The organism is Cellulophaga sp. BC115SP, from assembly GCF_009905545.1.
Classification (GTDB): domain Bacteria; phylum Bacteroidota; class Bacteroidia; order Cytophagales; family Spirosomataceae; genus Flectobacillus; species Flectobacillus rivi.
The window spans coordinates 1-18,477 of sequence record NZ_JAAALB010000059.1; the positions used below are offsets into that span (position 1 = coordinate 1).

The 18,477-nt window shown below is 37.7% G+C and carries 11 protein-coding genes; 3 read left to right on the top strand and 8 right to left on the bottom strand.

The window, feature by feature from the left end; translation table 11 throughout:
• Nucleotides 1-142: 142 nt before the first annotated feature.
• The 3 genes from GVN22_RS24375 to GVN22_RS24385 all read right to left on the bottom strand — a co-directional run bounded on the left by GVN22_RS24375 (nt 143) and on the right by GVN22_RS24385 (nt 4,671).
• The gene (locus GVN22_RS24375) at nt 143-2,338 is read right to left on the bottom strand and encodes a S9 family peptidase (protein ID WP_370520480.1); all 2,196 of its coding nucleotides are present in this window, start codon (nt 2,336-2,338) and stop codon (nt 143-145) included.
• A gap of 84 nt (nt 2,339-2,422) precedes the next feature.
• Nucleotides 2,423-3,610 carry a hypothetical protein gene (locus GVN22_RS24380; protein ID WP_166553618.1) on the bottom strand — a complete coding sequence of 396 codons (1,188 nt, stop codon included), beginning with the start codon at nt 3,608-3,610 and terminating at the stop codon, nt 2,423-2,425.
• A gap of 518 nt (nt 3,611-4,128) precedes the next feature.
• Nucleotides 4,129-4,671 carry a hypothetical protein gene (locus GVN22_RS24385; RefSeq protein WP_095166848.1) on the bottom strand — a complete coding sequence of 181 codons (543 nt, stop codon included), beginning with the start codon at nt 4,669-4,671 and terminating at the stop codon, nt 4,129-4,131.
• 270 nt (nt 4,672-4,941) lie between these two features.
• Between GVN22_RS24385 and GVN22_RS24390 the strand changes: the two genes are divergently transcribed.
• A complete protein-coding gene (locus GVN22_RS24390; RefSeq protein ID WP_166553619.1) occupies nt 4,942-5,970 on the top strand; it encodes an acyl transferase in 1,029 nt (342 codons plus the stop codon).
• Between the two features lie 187 nt (nt 5,971-6,157).
• Here GVN22_RS24390 and GVN22_RS24395 read toward each other — a convergent pair whose 3' ends face one another.
• Both GVN22_RS24395 and GVN22_RS24400 read right to left on the bottom strand, forming a co-directional pair.
• A complete protein-coding gene (locus GVN22_RS24395; protein ID WP_166553620.1) occupies nt 6,158-6,568 on the bottom strand; it encodes a molybdenum cofactor biosynthesis protein MoaE in 411 nt (136 codons plus the stop codon).
• 42 nt (nt 6,569-6,610) lie between these two features.
• Nucleotides 6,611-7,114, bottom strand: a complete 504-nt coding sequence (locus GVN22_RS24400) for a dihydrofolate reductase (RefSeq protein ID WP_166553621.1) — start codon at nt 7,112-7,114, stop codon at nt 6,611-6,613.
• 182 nt (nt 7,115-7,296) lie between these two features.
• Between GVN22_RS24400 and GVN22_RS24405 the strand changes: the two genes are divergently transcribed.
• The gene (locus GVN22_RS24405) at nt 7,297-8,427 is read left to right on the top strand and encodes a nitrilase-related carbon-nitrogen hydrolase (protein WP_166553622.1); all 1,131 of its coding nucleotides are present in this window, start codon (nt 7,297-7,299) and stop codon (nt 8,425-8,427) included.
• Between the two features lie 321 nt (nt 8,428-8,748).
• Here GVN22_RS24405 and carB read toward each other — a convergent pair whose 3' ends face one another.
• The 3 genes from carB to GVN22_RS24420 form a co-directional block, all read right to left on the bottom strand.
• On the bottom strand, nt 8,749-11,574 hold the full coding sequence (gene carB / locus GVN22_RS24410; protein ID WP_166553623.1) for a carbamoyl-phosphate synthase large subunit: 2,826 nt from the start codon (nt 11,572-11,574) through the stop codon (nt 8,749-8,751).
• Nucleotides 11,575-11,905: 331 nt separating this feature from the next.
• Complete coding sequence (locus GVN22_RS24415) at nt 11,906-12,937, bottom strand: M28 family peptidase (RefSeq protein WP_166553624.1); 1,032 nt, start codon at nt 12,935-12,937, stop codon at nt 11,906-11,908.
• Between the two features lie 508 nt (nt 12,938-13,445).
• Nucleotides 13,446-15,044, bottom strand: a complete 1,599-nt coding sequence (locus tag GVN22_RS24420; RefSeq protein ID WP_166553625.1) for a M28 family peptidase — start codon at nt 15,042-15,044, stop codon at nt 13,446-13,448.
• Nucleotides 15,045-15,432: 388 nt separating this feature from the next.
• Between GVN22_RS24420 and gcvP the strand changes: the two genes are divergently transcribed.
• The gene (gene gcvP, locus GVN22_RS24425; RefSeq protein ID WP_166553626.1) at nt 15,433-18,315 is read left to right on the top strand and encodes an aminomethyl-transferring glycine dehydrogenase; all 2,883 of its coding nucleotides are present in this window, start codon (nt 15,433-15,435) and stop codon (nt 18,313-18,315) included.
• The last annotated feature ends 162 nt before the right edge of the window (nt 18,316-18,477 follow it).

Here is an 18,477-nt window from a genome sequence, read left to right on the forward strand (position 1 = left end):
AATAAATATTATATTTAAAATATATAATCGGTAATTTATTACATAAATATTATAAATATATAAAAACCACAGAGGCTCAGCTCTTTATGAGCATTAACTCTGTGGTTTTTATATAAATAATTTTCTTTACCCTGAAATCAGACTATAAATTTTTCTCCAAAAAGTTAGTCATCATAGTATAAAGATGTAAACGGGTATTTCCACCAGCAATACCATGATTTTTGTTTGGGTAATAGAATGACTGGAATTGCTTATTATTTTTAATTAAAGCATCTTCCAATGCCACTGCATTTTGAAAATGAACGTTGTCATCGCCCGTTCCGTGAACCAATAGGAAGTTGCCTTTCAAGTTTTTGGCGTGAGTCACTGGCGAATTGTCGTCATAGCCAGAAGGGTTTTCTTGTGGAGTTCTCAAAAAGCGTTCTGTATATACAGTATCGTAGTAACGCCAGTTAGTCACAGGCGCTACTGCAATAGCGGCCTTGAAAACATCAGCACCTTGGAATAAACAATTAGATGCCATAAAACCACCATACGACCAACCTTGAATACCTATACGAGTAGCATCAATAAATGGAAGTTTACCAAAGTATTTTGCTGATTCGATTTGATCACGAACTTCTAGTTTTCCTAAGTTCAAGTAAGTACATTTCTTAAACTCAGAGCCACGACCACCCGTTCCACGGTTATCTACGCAAGCAACAATATATCCTTTTTGAGCCAAAATTTGATACCAGTAAAAGTTTGCACCGTCATATTGATTTAGTACTTGCTGGCTTCCTGGACCGCCATACACAAACATCAACAAAGGATATTTTTTATTTGGGTCAAAATTAGTAGGCTTAATCATCCAAGAATTTAACTCTACACCATCAGCCGTTTTGATTACGGTAAATTCTTTGGGAGAAATATTATACCCCGTTAAACGAGCACGCAAATCAGCATTATCTTCTAGTACTTTGATTAATTGGGCATTAGCTGAACGATACAAACTTACTTTCAAAGGACTGTTAGACGCAGAGTTGTTCAAGATAAAGTATTTGAAATCAGGGCTAAAGTTTGCCGAATTGACACCTCTATCAATAGATAATTTCTTTTTTACTTTTCCATCCAATGAAATACTATACAAATGACGTTCGATGGACGCTATTTCGGTCGAGGTAAAATAAAGGGTATTTGATGACTCATCGATACCATAAAAATTGTCAACTTCCCATTTTCCTGTAGTAATTTGGCGAACTTCACGTCCTGACATATCATATTGATAAAGGTGCTTATAGCCATCTTTTTCTGAGGACATAATGAAGCTTTTGCCGTCAGCCAAATACGTTAGGTCATCGCCAAAATTTTCAACATCTACGTAAGTTCTACTTTCTTCAATCAAAATAGTGGTTGTCTTGCCAGTAAACGCATCAGCATGAATCAATTCCATCTTGTTTTGATAGCGATTCAAACGACTGATTGACAACACATTAGTATTGATAGTCCAACGAATACGAGGAATATACAAATCCGTTTCTTTACCCAAATCCATTTTCACAGTTTTGGTATCTACAAGGTTATATACCGAAATACTTACGGTCGAATTAGGTTCTCCTGCTTTTGGATATTTGTAACGATAGTCTGTAGGGTACAATTTTCCCCACATTTGCATATTATATTCTGGAACTTTGCTCTCGTCAAAGGTGTAAAACGCAATTTTACGGCTATCTGGCGACCAGAAAAATGCTTTTGCAAAAGAAAATTCTTCCTCATATACCCAATCGCACATCCCATTGATAATGTTGTTCCATTTGCCATCCGTTGTAATTTGACGCTCAGACATGGTATTCAAATCAACCATAAATAGGTTGTTCTGACGCACAAATGCTATTTTAGTTCCGTCAGGTGAGAATGTTGCAAAAGATTGCTTTCCTCCTGATGATAGTTTAGCAAGCTTTTTACTTTTAATATCATATACAAAATTTTCGGCACGAGAACTACGACGATAAATTTGCTCAGGATCTGTTTCAATCAAGATTTTTTGTTCATTCGAAGACAAAGTATAATCAGCAATTGTAATTTTTTGACCTAGGTTTTCGACACTTACTCCTTCATCAAAGAGGGTTTCTACGGCAGCTCCGTCTGTTACTTGATGTTTGACAATACGGCCATTTTCTAAAGCTGAATAGAATGAACCGTCTTTCATCCAATTGATACTACGAACTTGCTTTTGCGAAAAGGCAAATTTGCTCCAAACTTCGTCAAGGCTCACATTTTTCTTTTGAGCAACTACACTCAGGCTACTATACATAAGCAATGCTATTACGGAACAAATGATTAGTTGTGTTTTTTTCACTGTATATAAAAGGTTTCTGTTGTTGATAATACTTTATGATTCACAATGTCTTCAAATTTAAGTAAAATAGTGCAATTTACTACCCTAGTTCTGGCTAGTTTTTGGGCTCTTGCGTTTAAAAATAACAGCTCCAAATTCAGCTTTTTTACCATATTTTTGCATACCATCACACGAACTCAATACAGTTACAAGCTCTATTTCATTACGCGAAAACTTCTTAAGTTTTTCCATATCTATTTCTTCATTATCAACAATATAAAGTGGTACTTCAGGCTTTTTGTTTTCACGCATTTGTTTCAACTCAGCAATCACTCGTGACATATTTGCTATCGAATGGTGAAATACTTGTCTGGTTTTAATCTTAATCGTATCAATTCTATTTTCCTTACTTTCAGGAGCAGGAAAAGAAGCACTTCCTTGTCCTAAAGTAGTTTCAATAGACACCACGCCATCCAAATCTATTGTTTTGCGATTGGTATATTCATTTTCAAGTCGATTATCAATCATATAAATCACCGATTGTGCTTCGAGCTTGGCTTTTCGATAGGCTCGAAACTCACTCATATCTGCGAGGATGGTATCAGATAGTATTTTCCATCCATCATTAGGAGATATCCGTTCTTTTTCAACAATATTGATTTTAAAAATAAAGTTGGGCAATGTTTTTGTTTTATGCGTTTTTACAACCACTAATCCTCCTTCAAATCGTGAACTAAAATATCGTTTCGCATTTTCAGGAGAATACACTTTAATAGATTCCGTTTCAGCTAAATTAAGATTACGCTCAGTAAATCCGATAGCTTGTAGCTGTCCATCAATCAGATACCGTGGTTCTGTCGAAGTTTTTTCTGATGAAAGTCCTAAACCATCAAAAAAGGGTTGCTCCACCGAGCAAGTGTAGCGAAGCTCTTCTAAAGTCAATTTTTTGAAGGTTACAAAACTTTCAGGCAAATCGTCAAGATACTGAATTGCCGCCGCTGACAGCGGAACAGGCTTCTTGATACTAGATTTTTCTTTTGAATAAACATAGTATGTTGCGGTATCTGTAGCATTGCCATATACTTGAATATTTGGCATTTTGTCGAGATATGATTTACTAGCAAAAATCACCTCATTGACTTTAACAATTGCGTCTGGATGTATCTGCTTTTTATCGAAAACTTGATTTTTGGAAGCAAACCAAGGTACACGACTTAGCAAAAATCTAACAGAAGTTAAATCCTTCTCAGTATAATAGAATAAAGAATCAGTCGGAAAATATACAGGTCTCATAGAATCTGTATTTTGAGAATAGGTTTTAAACGATAGAAAAACCAATAGGATGACTATAGAAAAGTTAGCGCGCATAATTGAGAGAAGAGTCTGTTAAACTTATTCTTTAATTAGACATTATCACGGTTTGATATATTAGAAAATAAAACCATAAATTCATGATTTTGAATCATGTGATAATTCTCATTTTACGCAGAATGTGACATATTTAAGCTACAAATTGAATTGTAAAATATCTGTACACAATAAACCGTGATAATGTCTATTTACAAAAAAATGATAAAACTATAAAGCTATTTAAGATAAGTAAAAGAAAGTCATTAGTGAACAGTAAATCAATTATTAGAATTAACTCATAGTCAGAAGGATTACAATCAATATGTACCGCAGATATATTATTAATTCTTCCCTGTTACTTATGTGAAGGCTAATTCCATAAAAAAAGCCACCCATCTAGGTAGCTTCCCTTAAAAAATAACATTGTTATGATAAATAGATACCTATTGCATAGCGCCACATTAATTACCAAACAACACAATATCATTTGACTGTACTACATTGCTTTTGTGAAGAGCACGGTCGGTAATCCAAATATCAAAACGAATGGTATCTTTTTTGCCTGTCAATGAAGGAATACCACTAAAGTTATTATAGTCGAAATTGATAGAAAAGTCGATACTTCCTTCGATTGGGCCAGGCTTATCTCCTTCCTTATAACGTTGAAAGTGATTTCCTCCTAATGGGAAACTAGGAGTTGATTTGATATAAGTACCTTTCTTTTTTACATACAAATCCACATCGAAAGTACGTAAGTTTGGCTGAATCAATATTAGCTTTTTGTAGTCATCTTGCGTAAGTCCCAAATCGCCATCACCATCTTGGAAATTGATAGTCAAAATCAAAGAGTCACGTTTGGTGGTGTTACCCAAAAGGTCGGATGATGTTTTGGTAATAATGCGTGCCGAGTTGAAGCCAATATAGGGTATTACGTCAAAAGTTGGTTCACTCACGCAACCAAGCATTCCAAAAAGTCCTAGTAAGAAAAAAGTAATTTTTTTCATGGGGGCATAAATTCTTTACAAGGTAAAAATCTATCAAACAGTTATCTGACTGCGTTTAAGAGCGTTTTGTGTGATCAAAAAACGATGGCATTCTTGGAACGAAAAAGCCCTTGAAATGTTGTTCTTTCAAAACCAAACTTCTGTAAAGTTAATCATTTGAAGTAATTTTGCACGGAGAATTCCCAAAATCAACATTTTTGTATCGATAGACTGTTTCTACTCATATAGATAATAGCCACATTGAGCTACAAAAAGTTTCTTTACAATACTATGCAATTATCAAACGCTGACATATTAAAACAACGTGTATTGTCGGTAGATGAATCAAGTTTTGATTCACTTGCCCTTGATATTTTTCAATTTCAAGCTACAAACAATCCTGTTTATCGTCAATATATCGAGCAATTAGGGAAAAAAACTTCTGATATTACTTCAGTTAGTGACATTCCTTTTTTGCCTATCGAGTTTTTCAAATCTCAAACTATCATTACCAACCAAGTACCAAGCAAAGTTGTTTTTGAAAGTAGCGGAACCACAGGCTCACAAACCAGTCGTCATTATGTATATGACCCAGATTTTTATGTAAAGGTTGCAATACAGATATTCGAAAAATTTTACGGCGCTTTAGCAAATTTTCAAATACTGGCCTTGCTTCCCTCCTATTTGGAGCGCAATAATTCTTCGTTGGTTTACATGGTCAAAAGTTTTATTGAGCAAACCAATTCACAATATTCTGGTTTTTTTCTAAACGACTACAAAGGAAAAGGACTTATTGAAAGTCTTAAAAATGCTCACAAGGCGAACCCTAATCAAAAAATTCTATTAATCGGAGTAACTTTTGGGCTTTTGGACTTAGCCGAATCAGGAGAAGATTTCAGCTTTCTTAGAGACTTTGAAGATGTTATCATCATGGAAACGGGTGGAATGAAAGGTCGTAGAAAAGAGTTATTACGAGAAGAAGTTCACGAGATATTGACCGCTGCATTTGGCGTAAAAAGCATCCATTCAGAATATGGCATGACCGAACTACTTTCGCAAGGGTATTCTTATGGTGAAGGTATTTTTGAGTTGCCAGCATCGATGCGAGTGTTATTACGTGATGTAAATGACCCTTTCACTCTCGTAGATTCCAGCGTGCGCTCAGGAGGTATTAATGTTATTGACTTGGCAAATATCGACTCGTGTTCTTTTATTGAAACCAAAGACTTAGGCAGTTTTTTACCCGACAATCGACGTTTCCGTATTCTAGGCAGATTCGATAATTCAGATATTAGAGGCTGTAATTTGATGACGCTTTAGAGGGATGAGTTTTGAGTTAGGAGGAAACATCTATTTCGGTTATCGGATGTTGGATTTCGGAAGTATAGCCCATTTTTTCGAATAATATTTTACAAAATTTGAGTTATTTTTCAATATTTCCGAAATCAGAAATCCCAAATCCTCAATCGTCTGAAACTCCGCCCTCCCAACTCAAAACTCCTCACTCCTAAGCATGTGCTTCTAGCCATTCTTCGCCGTTGTCGTACACTTCTTTTTTCCAGATAGGCACTACTTGCTTGAGCGTATCGATAAGCCATTGGCAGGCTTCAAATGAAGCTGCACGGTGAGGCGTTGCTACGGCTATTACTACGGCTACGTCGCCTATCGAAAGTACACCTTTGCGGTGAACCATCACAATTTTTTCAGTATTCCAGCGTGCTTGAGCTTCGTCTGCCAATTCTTGCATTTTTTTAACAGCCATTGAATCATACGTTTCAAATTCCAGTCGCACTACCGATTTATTTTTGTTATGATTACGTACGGTTCCAATAAACACATCTACGGCTCCCGCACGTTCAGACTGAGCAGCGTCAATACATTCTTGAATATTTATAGGAGAATCTGCAATAGCAATCATAGCGTTGTGATATGTGTTTTTTGATGAAAATATCGAAGAATTCTACACTTTATCCGTGCGTTTTTCTAAAGTAACAAAATCGAAAGCATACGCATGCTTTTCGTCTGGCTGAAAAGATTTACGCTCTGTTTCTGTCCAAATATTTGTATCTAATACTGGAAAAAAAACGTCACCTTCAAAATTATGATGAACTTGGGTCAAATACACCGTGTCCGCCATATCCAAGGCTAAAGCATAGATTTGAGCTCCACCGATGATAAAAGCCTCTTCTGATTCTATCTCTTTTGCCTTTTCGATTGCCTCCTCTAATGAGCCCACCACAATACAGCCCTCCACCTGATAGTCAGTATTGCGTGAAATAATTATAGAAGTACGATTAGGCAGTGGTTTGCCGATAGACTCAAATGTCTTACGACCCATAATGATCACATGACCAGTTGTCAAACGTCTAAACATTTTGAGGTCTTCGGGCAAATGCCAAATTAATTGGTTGTCTTTTCCAATCACGCCCTGTTCGGCTGTTGCAACAATTATTGAGAGTTTCAAAGTTCTATTTCTTTAAAATGCTATTCTAATTTTTTTGTAAAAATAAGCAATTAATGTTCTTCCATTGGTAAGCCTTCTAAGATTGTTCGTCTTTCTAAGTCGTAAATGTGGTTTTCTATTAAACATATTCTCCATAACTTTAGTAACTCTAAAATTATGAATGCAAGACCGATATACTAACTATGAAAAAATTATTACTACTTATTCCAATACTATTACTGTTCGGGTATTTGATTTGGTCTAATCTCGACCGACAAGAACTCAACTTGCCAACCGATGCACAGTTAAGAAATTACCAAACGATTGGTATTGATTCGGGTCATGGAAACCTGATTGGAATTCAACCCTTTATGGTCACAGCAGATTATAGTTCAGAGAAGGCTTTTTACAAAAAAATGGATGGTTATTTTGCTCAACTCAAACAACGTCATTGGCTCAATGACAAAAGTATTGTTGTGCTTCCCGAGTACCTGGGCACGTGGTTGGTAACTGTCAATGAAAAGCATTCTGTATATACTTCGCCTTCATCAGCCAAGGCATTACAAACGATGGCGCTCAGTAATTTGGGCAGTTATGCGAGTGCTTATTTGAGTGTTCCTGATTCCGTTAAAGCTCATCCGAGATATGCTATTTTTAAGATGAAAGCTGAGGTTATGGCAAAAATTTATGGCAATGTTTTCAAAAAAATCGCCTCTACTTATCAGGTACATATTGTGGCGGGTTCTATTCTGTTACCTAATCCCATCGTCGAAAACAATACGATACTTCCACAAGATGGACTCATGTATAATATCTCGGCAGTATTTCGACCTAATGGAACTATTGCTCCTGATTTAGTCAAAAAAAGTTTCCCTATTGCTGAAGAACAAGCATTTTTAGCTGCTTCGACAATACAAAACTTACCAAGTTTCGATACCCCTGCTGGCAAGTTGGGAGTACTTATTTGTGCAGATTCGTGGTTTCAGGATGGGTATCAAGTTCTTAAGCAAAAGGGTGTAAAAATCTTAGCTGTACCTTCATTTTGCTCCATAAATTTTGGTTGGCAAATACCTTGGTCTGGCTATAGTGGTTGGCCAACGCCAGCACAGGCTAAAGCTGATATTGGGATTTTGACAGAAGGACAGGCTTGGATGAAATATGCTATGGTAGGAAAAGCATTTACAAGGGGGAATATACAAGCAGGTATAAATGTGTTTCTGAAAGGTCGGCTATGGGATTTTGGATTTGATGGAAGAACAACCTCTACCCTCGGCACAAAATCTTATACTGACACGCAAGAATTTAGTTCATCAGCAACTTGCCAGTGGCTTTAGGGTGACTCTTCAAACGTAATATTACCGTATAAAAAATTGAAGGGAAAATAATGTTAAATTTCAATTTTTTATATTAAGTTTATATGTTGTTGCACTAATTAGTTGCCAAATGTTTGTTTTCTAAATCAACAAGTTAGTTGGTGCCAACAACGAAAAAATAAGTTAACGATATTAATATAGGTATAGGCAAAAACGTCAATGGAATTTTCTATTGACGTTTTTTTCGTTCTATAGTTTTTCAAATCAACTTCACCATAATAGAAAAGGGCTTCGAGTGACTAGCACTCAAAGCCCTTTTCTAATGTATAATGAGTATTTTTCTTATTTAGAAAGATACAAATTGCGTTCGCTATACACCTTGCGGAAGAACTCATCTTTCAATGAATCAATGAAGTAGATAGCTTCACCAGTAGATTTCATTTCTGGACCTAATTCCATATTTACATTCGGGAATTTGTTGAATGAGAATACAGGAATCTTAATAGCCCATCCGTTTTTCTTAGGAGCAAAGTTGAAGTCTTTCAATTTAGCACCTAGCATTACTTTAGTAGCGTAGTTTACGTACGGCTCTTGGTATGCTTTACAGATAAATGGCACTGTACGAGAAGCACGTGGGTTGGCTTCGATGATATATACTACTTCGTCTTTAACAGCAAACTGGATATTAATCAAGCCTTTTGTTTGAAGCGCTATCGCGATTTTTCTAGTATGTTCTTCGATTTGGCGAATTACATTTTCAGATAAATCGAATGGAGGTAATACCGAGTGAGAATCACCAGAGTGGATACCCGCAGGCTCGATGTGCTCCATTACTCCGATGATATAAACATCTTCGCCATCACAGATTGCATCTGCTTCTGCTTCGATTGCATTCTCAAGGAAATGGTCAAGCAAAATTTTGTTACCAGGGATGTCACGTAGAATATCTACAACATGTTGTTCCAATTCCTGCTCGTTGATTACAATCTTCATTGACTGACCACCCAATACATAAGATGGACGAACCAATAAAGGATAACCCAATTGACGACCTAATTCTACAGCGTTGTCAGCATCCTCACAAACACCGAATTTAGGATAAGGAATATCGTTTTCTTTCAACAAGGTAGAGAATGCACCACGGTCCTCTGCTAAGTCAAGGGCTTCGAAAGATGTACCAATAATTTTGATACCATATTTCGATAATTTCTCAGCTAATTTAAGCGCTGTTTGACCACCCAACTGAACGATAACACCTTCTGGTTTTTCGTGTTGGATAATGTCATAAACGTGCTCCCAGAATACTGGTTCGAAGTATAATTTATCAGCAATATCAAAGTCAGTCGAAACGGTTTCAGGGTTTGAGTTAATCATGATTGCCTCATAACCTGCCTCTTTTGCTGCCAAAATACCATGTACACAAGAGTAGTCAAACTCGATACCCTGACCGATACGGTTAGGACCAGAACCCAATACGATTACTTTTTTCTTATCAGTTGCTGACGACTCGTTATCAAGTGTTTCTGAACCTTGTGAGAACGAAGAGTAGAAATAAGGAGTTTTTGCTTCGAACTCAGCCGCACAAGTATCTACGCATTTGTAAACACGTGTAATACCTAGGCTTGTACGCAACTCATGTACCTCCGATTCTAAACAACGTAATGCATAAGCAATTTGACGGTCAGCAAATCCTTTGTGTTTTGCCTCTTCCAACAACGCTTTTGGCACAGATTGAAGCGTATATTTCTCTAGTTCATTTTCCACTCTTACTAAATCTTCCACTTGGTATAAGAACCATTTGTCAATTTTAGTAGCGTTGCGGATAGTTTTGAAAGAGATACCCATTTTGAAGGCATCGTAGATATGGAAAAGACGATTCCAAGATGGATTAGCCAACGACTTCATAATAGCATCTTGATCGCGCAAGCCTTTGCCATCTGCTCCCAAACCATTACGTTTGATTTCGAGTGATTGACAAGCTTTTTGCAATGCCTCTTGGAAGTTACGACCAATACCCATTGCCTCACCTACCGACTTCATTTGGAGACCCAAAGATTTGTCAGCTCCGTGGAATTTATCAAAGTTCCAACGTGGTACTTTCACAATCACGTAGTCAAGCGCTGGTTCGAAGAACGCAGATGTTGATCCTGTGATAGCGTTAGTTAATTCGTCAAGGTTGTAGCCAATCGCCATTTTAGCAGCGATTTTAGCAATCGGATAACCAGTTGCTTTTGAAGCCAAAGCCGAAGAGCGAGATACACGTGGGTTGATTTCGATAGCGATGATATCATCATTCTCTGGGTTCAACGCAAACTGAACGTTACATCCACCCGCAAACTTACCAATAGCATTCATCATCTTGATTGCCATGTCACGCATCTTTTGATAGATAGTGTCTGGCAAAGTCATTGCTGGAGCTACTGTAATAGAGTCCCCAGTGTGAATACCCATTGGGTCAAAGTTCTCGATAGAACAGATAATGATTACGTTACCTAAGTTGTCGCGTAACAACTCAAGTTCGTATTCTTTCCAACCCATGATAGATTGTTCTACCAATACTTCATGCGTAGGCGAAGCGTGCAAACCTTTGTTAAGAGCAGCATCAAAATCTTTTGGCTCATTAACAAAACCACCACCAGTACCACCCAAGGTAAACGAAGGACGAATAACCAACGGGAAGCCTGTTTCCTGCGCAATTTCTTTACCCTCCAAGAAAGAACGTGCAGTACGACCTTTACAAACGCCAACACCAATTTCTAGCATTTTCAAACGGAACTTCTCGCGGTCTTCGGTAGTTTCAATCGCATTGATGTCTACACCGATGATACGTACTCCGTATTTTTCCCAGATACCTGCAGCGTCGCAATCGATAGCTAAATTTAATGCCGTCTGACCACCCATAGTTGGCAAAACGGCATCGACTTTGTGTTTCTCTAAGATTTCAATAATAGACTTTTTCTCAAGTGGCTTCAGATATACATGGTCTGCATTGAGAGGGTCTGTCATAATCGTGGCAGGATTCGAGTTAATCAAAATAACCTCGATTCCTTCTTCACGAAGTGAACGCGCTGCTTGCGAGCCAGAATAGTCAAATTCGCAAGCCTGACCGATGATAATTGGACCTGAACCGATAATGAGAACGGACTTGATGGATGTGTCTTTAGGCACGGCTGTACTTTATGTTAGTTTTGAAATAATACGTAAAATAAAAGTATTCAGTACTGAATTTCAGTGATTTACGATTAAAAGCTTAATGATTAATTGAAATGTGCGATAAGAACATGATTCAAAAAAGCTAATCATTAGCAAATACCTGATTATCAGAGTGCAATTTTTGTGGAACATCCTTGAATTACATAGCGGTAACAAAGGAAGGATATGCTCAAAAATTGCACAAAGGTAATAGATTGAGCCGAAAAACGAAGCCTAAAATTGTATTTATTTAATTTTTCAAAAACTTTCTAAGAAAAATATTATTCTGTTTTTACCCTAAAAAACCTTAAAATTCGCCTCTAGCTATGCGCCAAGCCAGAAAAAAGAATAACTGAGCACGTTTTTGCAAAATATCAAATTCAATCTTCTCTACATCGTCAGTTGCCTTGTGATAATCTTCATGTTCTCCATTGGTAAAAAAGATAATTGGGACATTATGCTTAGCAAAATTATAGTGATCTGAGCGATAGTATAGCTGCAATGGGTGCATCTCTGAGCTATAGGCATAGTCCAGCGACAAGTGGGTATAGGTATTGTTGGTATTTTTTAAAAGACTATCCAATTTGGGATTCATTTTGTCTGAACCAATCACATAAACATAGTTGGGGTCTTTTTCTTCTTCATGATAATGATCGATACGCCCTACCATGTCAATGTTGAGATTACAAACTGTTTTTTCAAGTGGAATAATAGGGTGTTCTGTATAAAATTCAGAGCCTAATAATCCCATTTCTTCTCCCGCTACGGTCATCAACAATATACTTCTTGAAGGTTTGTATCCTGCTTTTTGCGCCTCTGCAAATGCGGTAGCCAATGCCAAAATTGTGGATGTACCTGAGCCATCATCATCCGCTCCATTGTACACCTTTCCTTGGTCTTTTCCTAAATGATCATAATGTGCTGTAATAACAACAACCTCGTCTTTTCTGTCTGTGCCCTCAATAAAGCCTAAAACATTTTCGGTAGGAATAACACCACGACCTTTGATATGCTGTGTTTTAGGAGCATGAATGACACTGTATTGTTCTAGAAAATATTTTTTGATATAAAATGGCTGAATATATCCATTGCCTTTGAGGCTATCTTTTACGATTGGTAATAAACCTTGACTCTCAAAGTGTTTGGCAATATACTGAGCTGCCTTTTTCTGCCCGACAGTACCGGTACGGCGACCTGCTAGTTCGTCGGATGCAATATAGGTTAAATGCTTTTTCAATTCTGGAACAGAAATATACTGCGCAAATCGAAGAGCAGTACTGTCCTGAGCCTGTAAATAATGGGGGATCAATGTTAAACAGAAGAGTATTTTTTTTAGCATAATTATTTTTGGATAAATGGTACTTTTAGTGAGCAGGCGCAATTCTAAGAAATGTCTATTTCGGATATCGGATGTGGGATTTCGGAAGTATAAGCTTCTACATTGTGTAAAAAATAAAAGTATTTTACTTTATTTCCGAAATTAGAAATCCCAAATCCGCAATTGTTAGAAATCCTTCGTACAGCTCTAGTTGTGAATGTAAATTTAAGTTTTGAGCTTTCAGCTATGAGCTTTGGACAAAAGCAAGTCTGTAGTTATCAAAAAACATGTTAAAACTCTTTGCCTGTTGCCTGTTGCCTAGTGCCTATTACAAAAATCTACTACTATTTCATAAGAAATATTTGACTGAAAGCTAAATCGTCAGAGTTAATTTTGCCTTATTACTTACTGCCCCATGTAGCACAAAGGCAGCCATATAAGCTGCCTTTGTTGCTTGGATTTTATTTTTGAACTTTAGTACTTGATTTAATAACTTCTCAAAATCAGCACTCTTAACTCTTTATTTCTATTACGGCTTATTTGAATCTACCACAATACGGTTATCACGATTTGCCAAATCCCATGCCATGTAGTACACCAATTTGGCACGTTTTTCCATTTTATTAAATTCAATTTTCTCCACATCGTCCGTCGGTTGGTGATAGTCATCATGAACACCATTAAAGAAAAACGCTACAGGAATTTTGTTTTTAGCAAAATTATAATGGTCTGAACGATAATAGAAACGGTTTGGGTCGTTAGGGTCATTGTAACGGTAATCCAAATCCATTTTTGTGTACTTGTTATTGTTAGTCTCCATGATTTGGTGCAATTCTGAAGACAACTTATCAGAGCCAATCACATATATGTAATCACCTTTTCCTTCATGATCTTTGTCAGTACGACCTACCATATCAATATTGATATCGCAAACAGTATTTGCCAAAGGCAACACTGGATGTCTTACGTAAAACTCAGAACCTAACAAGCCTTTTTCTTCACCTGTTACGGTCATAAACAACATACTACGACGAGGGCGGTGACCAGCTTTTGCAGCTTTTCCAAAAGCCTCAGATACCTCTAATACAGATACAGTTCCAGAACCATCATCATCAGCACCATTGTAGATTTTACCATCATTTACGCCAACGTGGTCGTAGTGAGAAGTTACTACAACAATTTCATCTTTTTTGTCTGTACCTTCCAAGAAACCCAATACGTTGTAAGTTTCGACAGGCGTAATGGTACGTTCGATACGCAACGCAGCAGACTGCGGAGTCAACGAGCCAGCTACGGTTTTCTTAGTATCAGCAGCTTTTGCACGAAGAGCATCCAAATCGCCAGCTTTAATTCCTAACAAATCTGTCGCCATAGCATTGCTCACGTTTAGTACAGCAAAATCAGCGCCTTTAGGCTCACCATCCTCACGGAAACCCATACGAGCATTGCCAAAACGCTTCATCATTACTTGGCGTTGTTTGATGGCTTTATCAAAGTCTTCGTCTGAAGTTTTAGTAATCAAAATCATAGCTTTTGCTCCTTTTTCTTTAGCAATTGCCATTTTATCTTTCCAACTATCGGCTTTACTCCATTTTGAAGCTTCGCTATTTCCCGAAAGTACATAAGTGCCATCGGTATTGCGAGGTTCGCCATCAAACGCCACAATCACTTTACCTTTTACGTCCATGGTAGCGTAGTCGCTCAAGCGAGATTCGTCGATACCATAACCTACAAACACTAAATCTACTTTTTCTTCAGTGTTGATTGGAGCCGTGTTGCTAGCAATAAAGTCTTGGAGATACACATAAGTCTTGGTATTGGACTTGATATAAAATTCGCCCCAACCACGTTTTACTAAATCTACTAGTTGAAAATGTGATTTGTCGGCTCCAACAATTCCTTTCAAACCTACCGATTCGAAATGATTAGCAATGTATTGAGCAGCCACTTTTTGTTCTGGCGAGCCCGTATCTCTACCTTTTAGGCTATCAGAGGCAATAAATGTAAGATGTTTTTTTAGGTCGTCAGCCTTGATGGTATTAGCGTATTTGGCAATGACTTTATCTTGAGCCAAAGTAGCCGTACCTGACATGAGTAACAAGACTGCGGGTACTATCAGTTTTTTCATATAAAGGTATTTTGTTGATTGAATCTACGAAGATAATGAATTCTTAGTGTGGGACAAATGAGAGTTTGTGAGGGTATAGGCGAGTATAAACAGTTTTTGATTGAATCAACTTCTCTATTCTTCAATTTTCTCACAAAAGTCAGAGAATTAGTAAACACTTACCTAAAACAGGATTTATCCAAGAATGATTGCTGCGTTTTTTTTGAAATAAATTGCTAGAACAATCTTCTAAAACAGGAAGTTATCCATAAAAATCGCTCTAATTAGCACTGTCCGAGCCTTCTGGGTTCAATGTTAGGGATTTGTGAACAAGTGTTTGCTGTTTTGATAATAATTCTACTTAAATTTGCAGCGATTTCCGACAAAATACCATCAAATCACCCATTTAATGAAAATCAACTTTCAGTATCAGGAAAAATTTGAGACACGCCATAACAACTCAAATGTAGCAGACCGCAAGGCTATGCTAGAGGCAATTGGTGTTGATTCGATCGAAACACTCATCAACCAAACAGTACCTGCAGCAATTCGTTTGCCACAGGCGTTAAATCTTCCAAAAGCAAAATCTGAAGCTCAATTTTTGAAAGATTTCAAGAAATTAGCTCAGTTGAATGATACCTACAAATCTCATATCGGGATGGGATATTATGACACAATCACGCCTTCAGTGATTTTGCGTAATATTCTCGAAAATCCAGCTTGGTATACTGCTTATACTCCATATCAAGCAGAAATTGCTCAAGGTCGTTTGGAGATGTTGCTCAATTATCAAACTATGATAATTGATTTGACAGGAATGGAAATTGCTAATGCCTCGTTACTTGACGAAGGTACAGCTGCTGCTGAAGCGATGACAATGCTTCATGGACAAAGAAAAGGCGCTAAGAAAAACGCTGAAACCATCTTTGTTTCTGAACTTTGTCACCCTCAGACTATCGATGTATTGGTTACACGTGCTACTCCACTTGGCATCAAGGTTGTAGTAGGCGACCACCGTACTGTTGACCTTACACAAGAAGATATTTACGCTGTATTTGTACAATATCCTGCTGGTGATGGTTCTGTTTTTGATTACACTGACTTTATTGCTTCGGCTCATGAGTTAAGTATCAATGTAATTGTAGCAACAGATTTGCTTGCCTTGAGTTTGTTAAAATCTCCAGGCGAAATGGGTGCTGATGTTGTAGTGGGTTCATCACAAAGATTTGGTGTTCCGATGGGCTTTGGTGGTCCTCACGCAGCATTCTTTGCTACCAAAGAAGAATTCAAACGTCATATTCCAGGTCGTATTATTGGGGTATCGGTAGATGCTCACGGAAATCGTGCTTTGCGTATGGCTTTGCAAACACGCGAACAACACATCCGTCGCGAAAAAGCTACTTCAAACATTTGTACAGCACAAGTATTGTTGTCAGTAATGGCTGCTGCTTATGCGGTTTATCACGGACCAGAAGGCATCAAAGCTATTGCTGAGAAAGTTCATGGTTTGACAAAATTGACAGCTTTAGCGCTTGAAGAATTAGGTTATAAAGTAGAGACAGAATCATATTTCGATACAATCAAAGTATTTATCGACGAAGACGAGAAGCGTTTAAGAATGGAAGCTTTGGCTAATGGCATCAACTTCCGTTATTATGATGACTACCGTTACATCGGCATTTCTTTGGACGAAACTTGTACTTTGGAAGACGTAGAAACAATTATCTACGCTTTTGAAAAAATCGGTAAAAAAGAAGTAAAATTAGAAAGCTTATTCGACAAAGTTGATTATGCTTTCCCTGCTTCTTTGAAACGTGAAAGTGCATATTTGACACACGATGTTTTCAATAGCTATCATTCAGAACATGAAATGTTGCGCTATTTGAAGCAATTGGAAAACAAAGACCTTTCAATGGTTCACTCCATGATTTCGTTGGGTTCTTGTACCATGAAGTTGAACGCTACTACCGAAATGATTCCAGTAACTTGGCAAGAATTTGGTAATGTTCACCCATTTGCTCCCAAAAATCAGGTTGGTGGTTATTTGAAAATGATTGAAGAGCTAAACGTATGGTTATCTGAAATCACAGGTTTTGCACAAATGTCATTCCAACCAAACTCTGGTGCTCAAGGTGAATACGCAGGTTTGATGGTAATTCGTGCATACCATGAGTCAAGAGGTGATTTCAATCGCAATGTGGCATTGATTCCATCGTCTGCGCACGGTACAAACCCTGCATCGGCTGTTATGGCAGGTATGAAAGTGGTTGTAACGAAATGTGACGAAAACGGAAACATCGACGTTGCTGACTTACGTGCCAAGGCTGAACAATACTCAGACAGTCTTTCTTGTTTGATGGTAACTTATCCATCTACTCACGGTGTATTCGAAGAGTCAATCAAAGAAATTTGTGCATTGATTCATGAACACGGTGGTCAGGTATATATGGACGGTGCTAACATGAACGCTCAGGTAGGTCTTACATCTCCTGCAACTATTGGCGCTGATGTTTGTCACCTTAACTTACACAAAACATTCTGTATTCCTCACGGTGGTGGTGGTCCTGGTATGGGTCCAATCGGTGTAGCTGCACACTTGGCTCCATTCTTGCCTGCTCACGCTGTTGTGAAAGATGCTGGTGGTAAATTGGGTATCACAGCTGTTTCGGCTGCTCCTTACGGTTCAGCTAGTATCTTGACTATTCCTTACGCTTACATCGCTTTGATGGGCGGCGACGGATTGACAAGAGCTACAGAAACAGCGATTTTGAATGCTAACTATATCAAAGCTCGTTTGGAAGGACACTACCCTGTACTTTACACAGGTACAGAAGGACGTTGTGCTCACGAAATGATTTTGGATTGTCGTCCATTCAAACTTTCGGCAGGTGTTGAAGCAGAAGATATTGCAAAGCGTTTGATGGATTATGGATTCCATGCTCCTACCCTTTCGTTCCCAGTTGCTGGAACATTGATGGTTGAGCCAACCGAATCTGAATCTAAAGCTGAATTAGACCGTTTCTGCGATGCGATGATTGCTATTCGTGCAGAGATTGCCGAAATTGAAGCTGGGGCAGACAAAACCAACAACGTTTTGAAAAACGCTCCACATACGCAATATGTAGCATTACAAGAAAACTGGGATAAACCATATTCTCGTGAGAAAGCGGTATTCCCATTGGCGTATGTAAAAGCGAATAAGTTCTGGCCAAGCGTTTCAAGAATTGACTCAGCTTACGGTGACCGTAACTTGATTTGTGCTTGTATTCCAACCGAAGAATATGCTCAGTAGGTAAAAGATGTTATTAGTTAATAGTGTATCCGTTACTGGATTGTACTTATAATATTAACTTAATTTTACCCACAATAAGCATAAAGCTTTATGTTATAGATTAAAAAAAGCGGTCGAAAATAATTTTCGACCGCTTTTTTTTGATGTTATGATACTAGATAT

Excerpts from the sequence above, each read along its gene's own strand:
- GVN22_RS24380 (WP_166553618.1), bottom strand. The coding sequence starts at position 3,610 with ATGAGACCTGTATATTTTCCGACTGATTCTTTATTCTATTATACTGAG.
- GVN22_RS24385 (WP_095166848.1), bottom strand. The coding sequence starts at position 4,671 with ATGAAAAAAATTACTTTTTTCTTACTAGGACTTTTTGGAATGCTTGGT.
- GVN22_RS24390 (WP_166553619.1), top strand. The coding sequence starts at position 4,942 with ATGCAATTATCAAACGCTGACATATTAAAACAACGTGTATTGTCGGTA.
- GVN22_RS24395 (WP_166553620.1), bottom strand. The coding sequence starts at position 6,568 with ATGATTGCTATTGCAGATTCTCCTATAAATATTCAAGAATGTATTGAC.
- GVN22_RS24405 (WP_166553622.1), top strand. The coding sequence starts at position 7,297 with ATGAAAAAATTATTACTACTTATTCCAATACTATTACTGTTCGGGTAT.
- GVN22_RS24415 (WP_166553624.1), bottom strand. The coding sequence starts at position 12,937 with ATGCTAAAAAAAATACTCTTCTGTTTAACATTGATCCCCCATTATTTA.
- GVN22_RS24420 (WP_166553625.1), bottom strand. The coding sequence starts at position 15,044 with ATGAAAAAACTGATAGTACCCGCAGTCTTGTTACTCATGTCAGGTACG.
- gcvP (WP_166553626.1), top strand. The coding sequence starts at position 15,433 with ATGAAAATCAACTTTCAGTATCAGGAAAAATTTGAGACACGCCATAAC.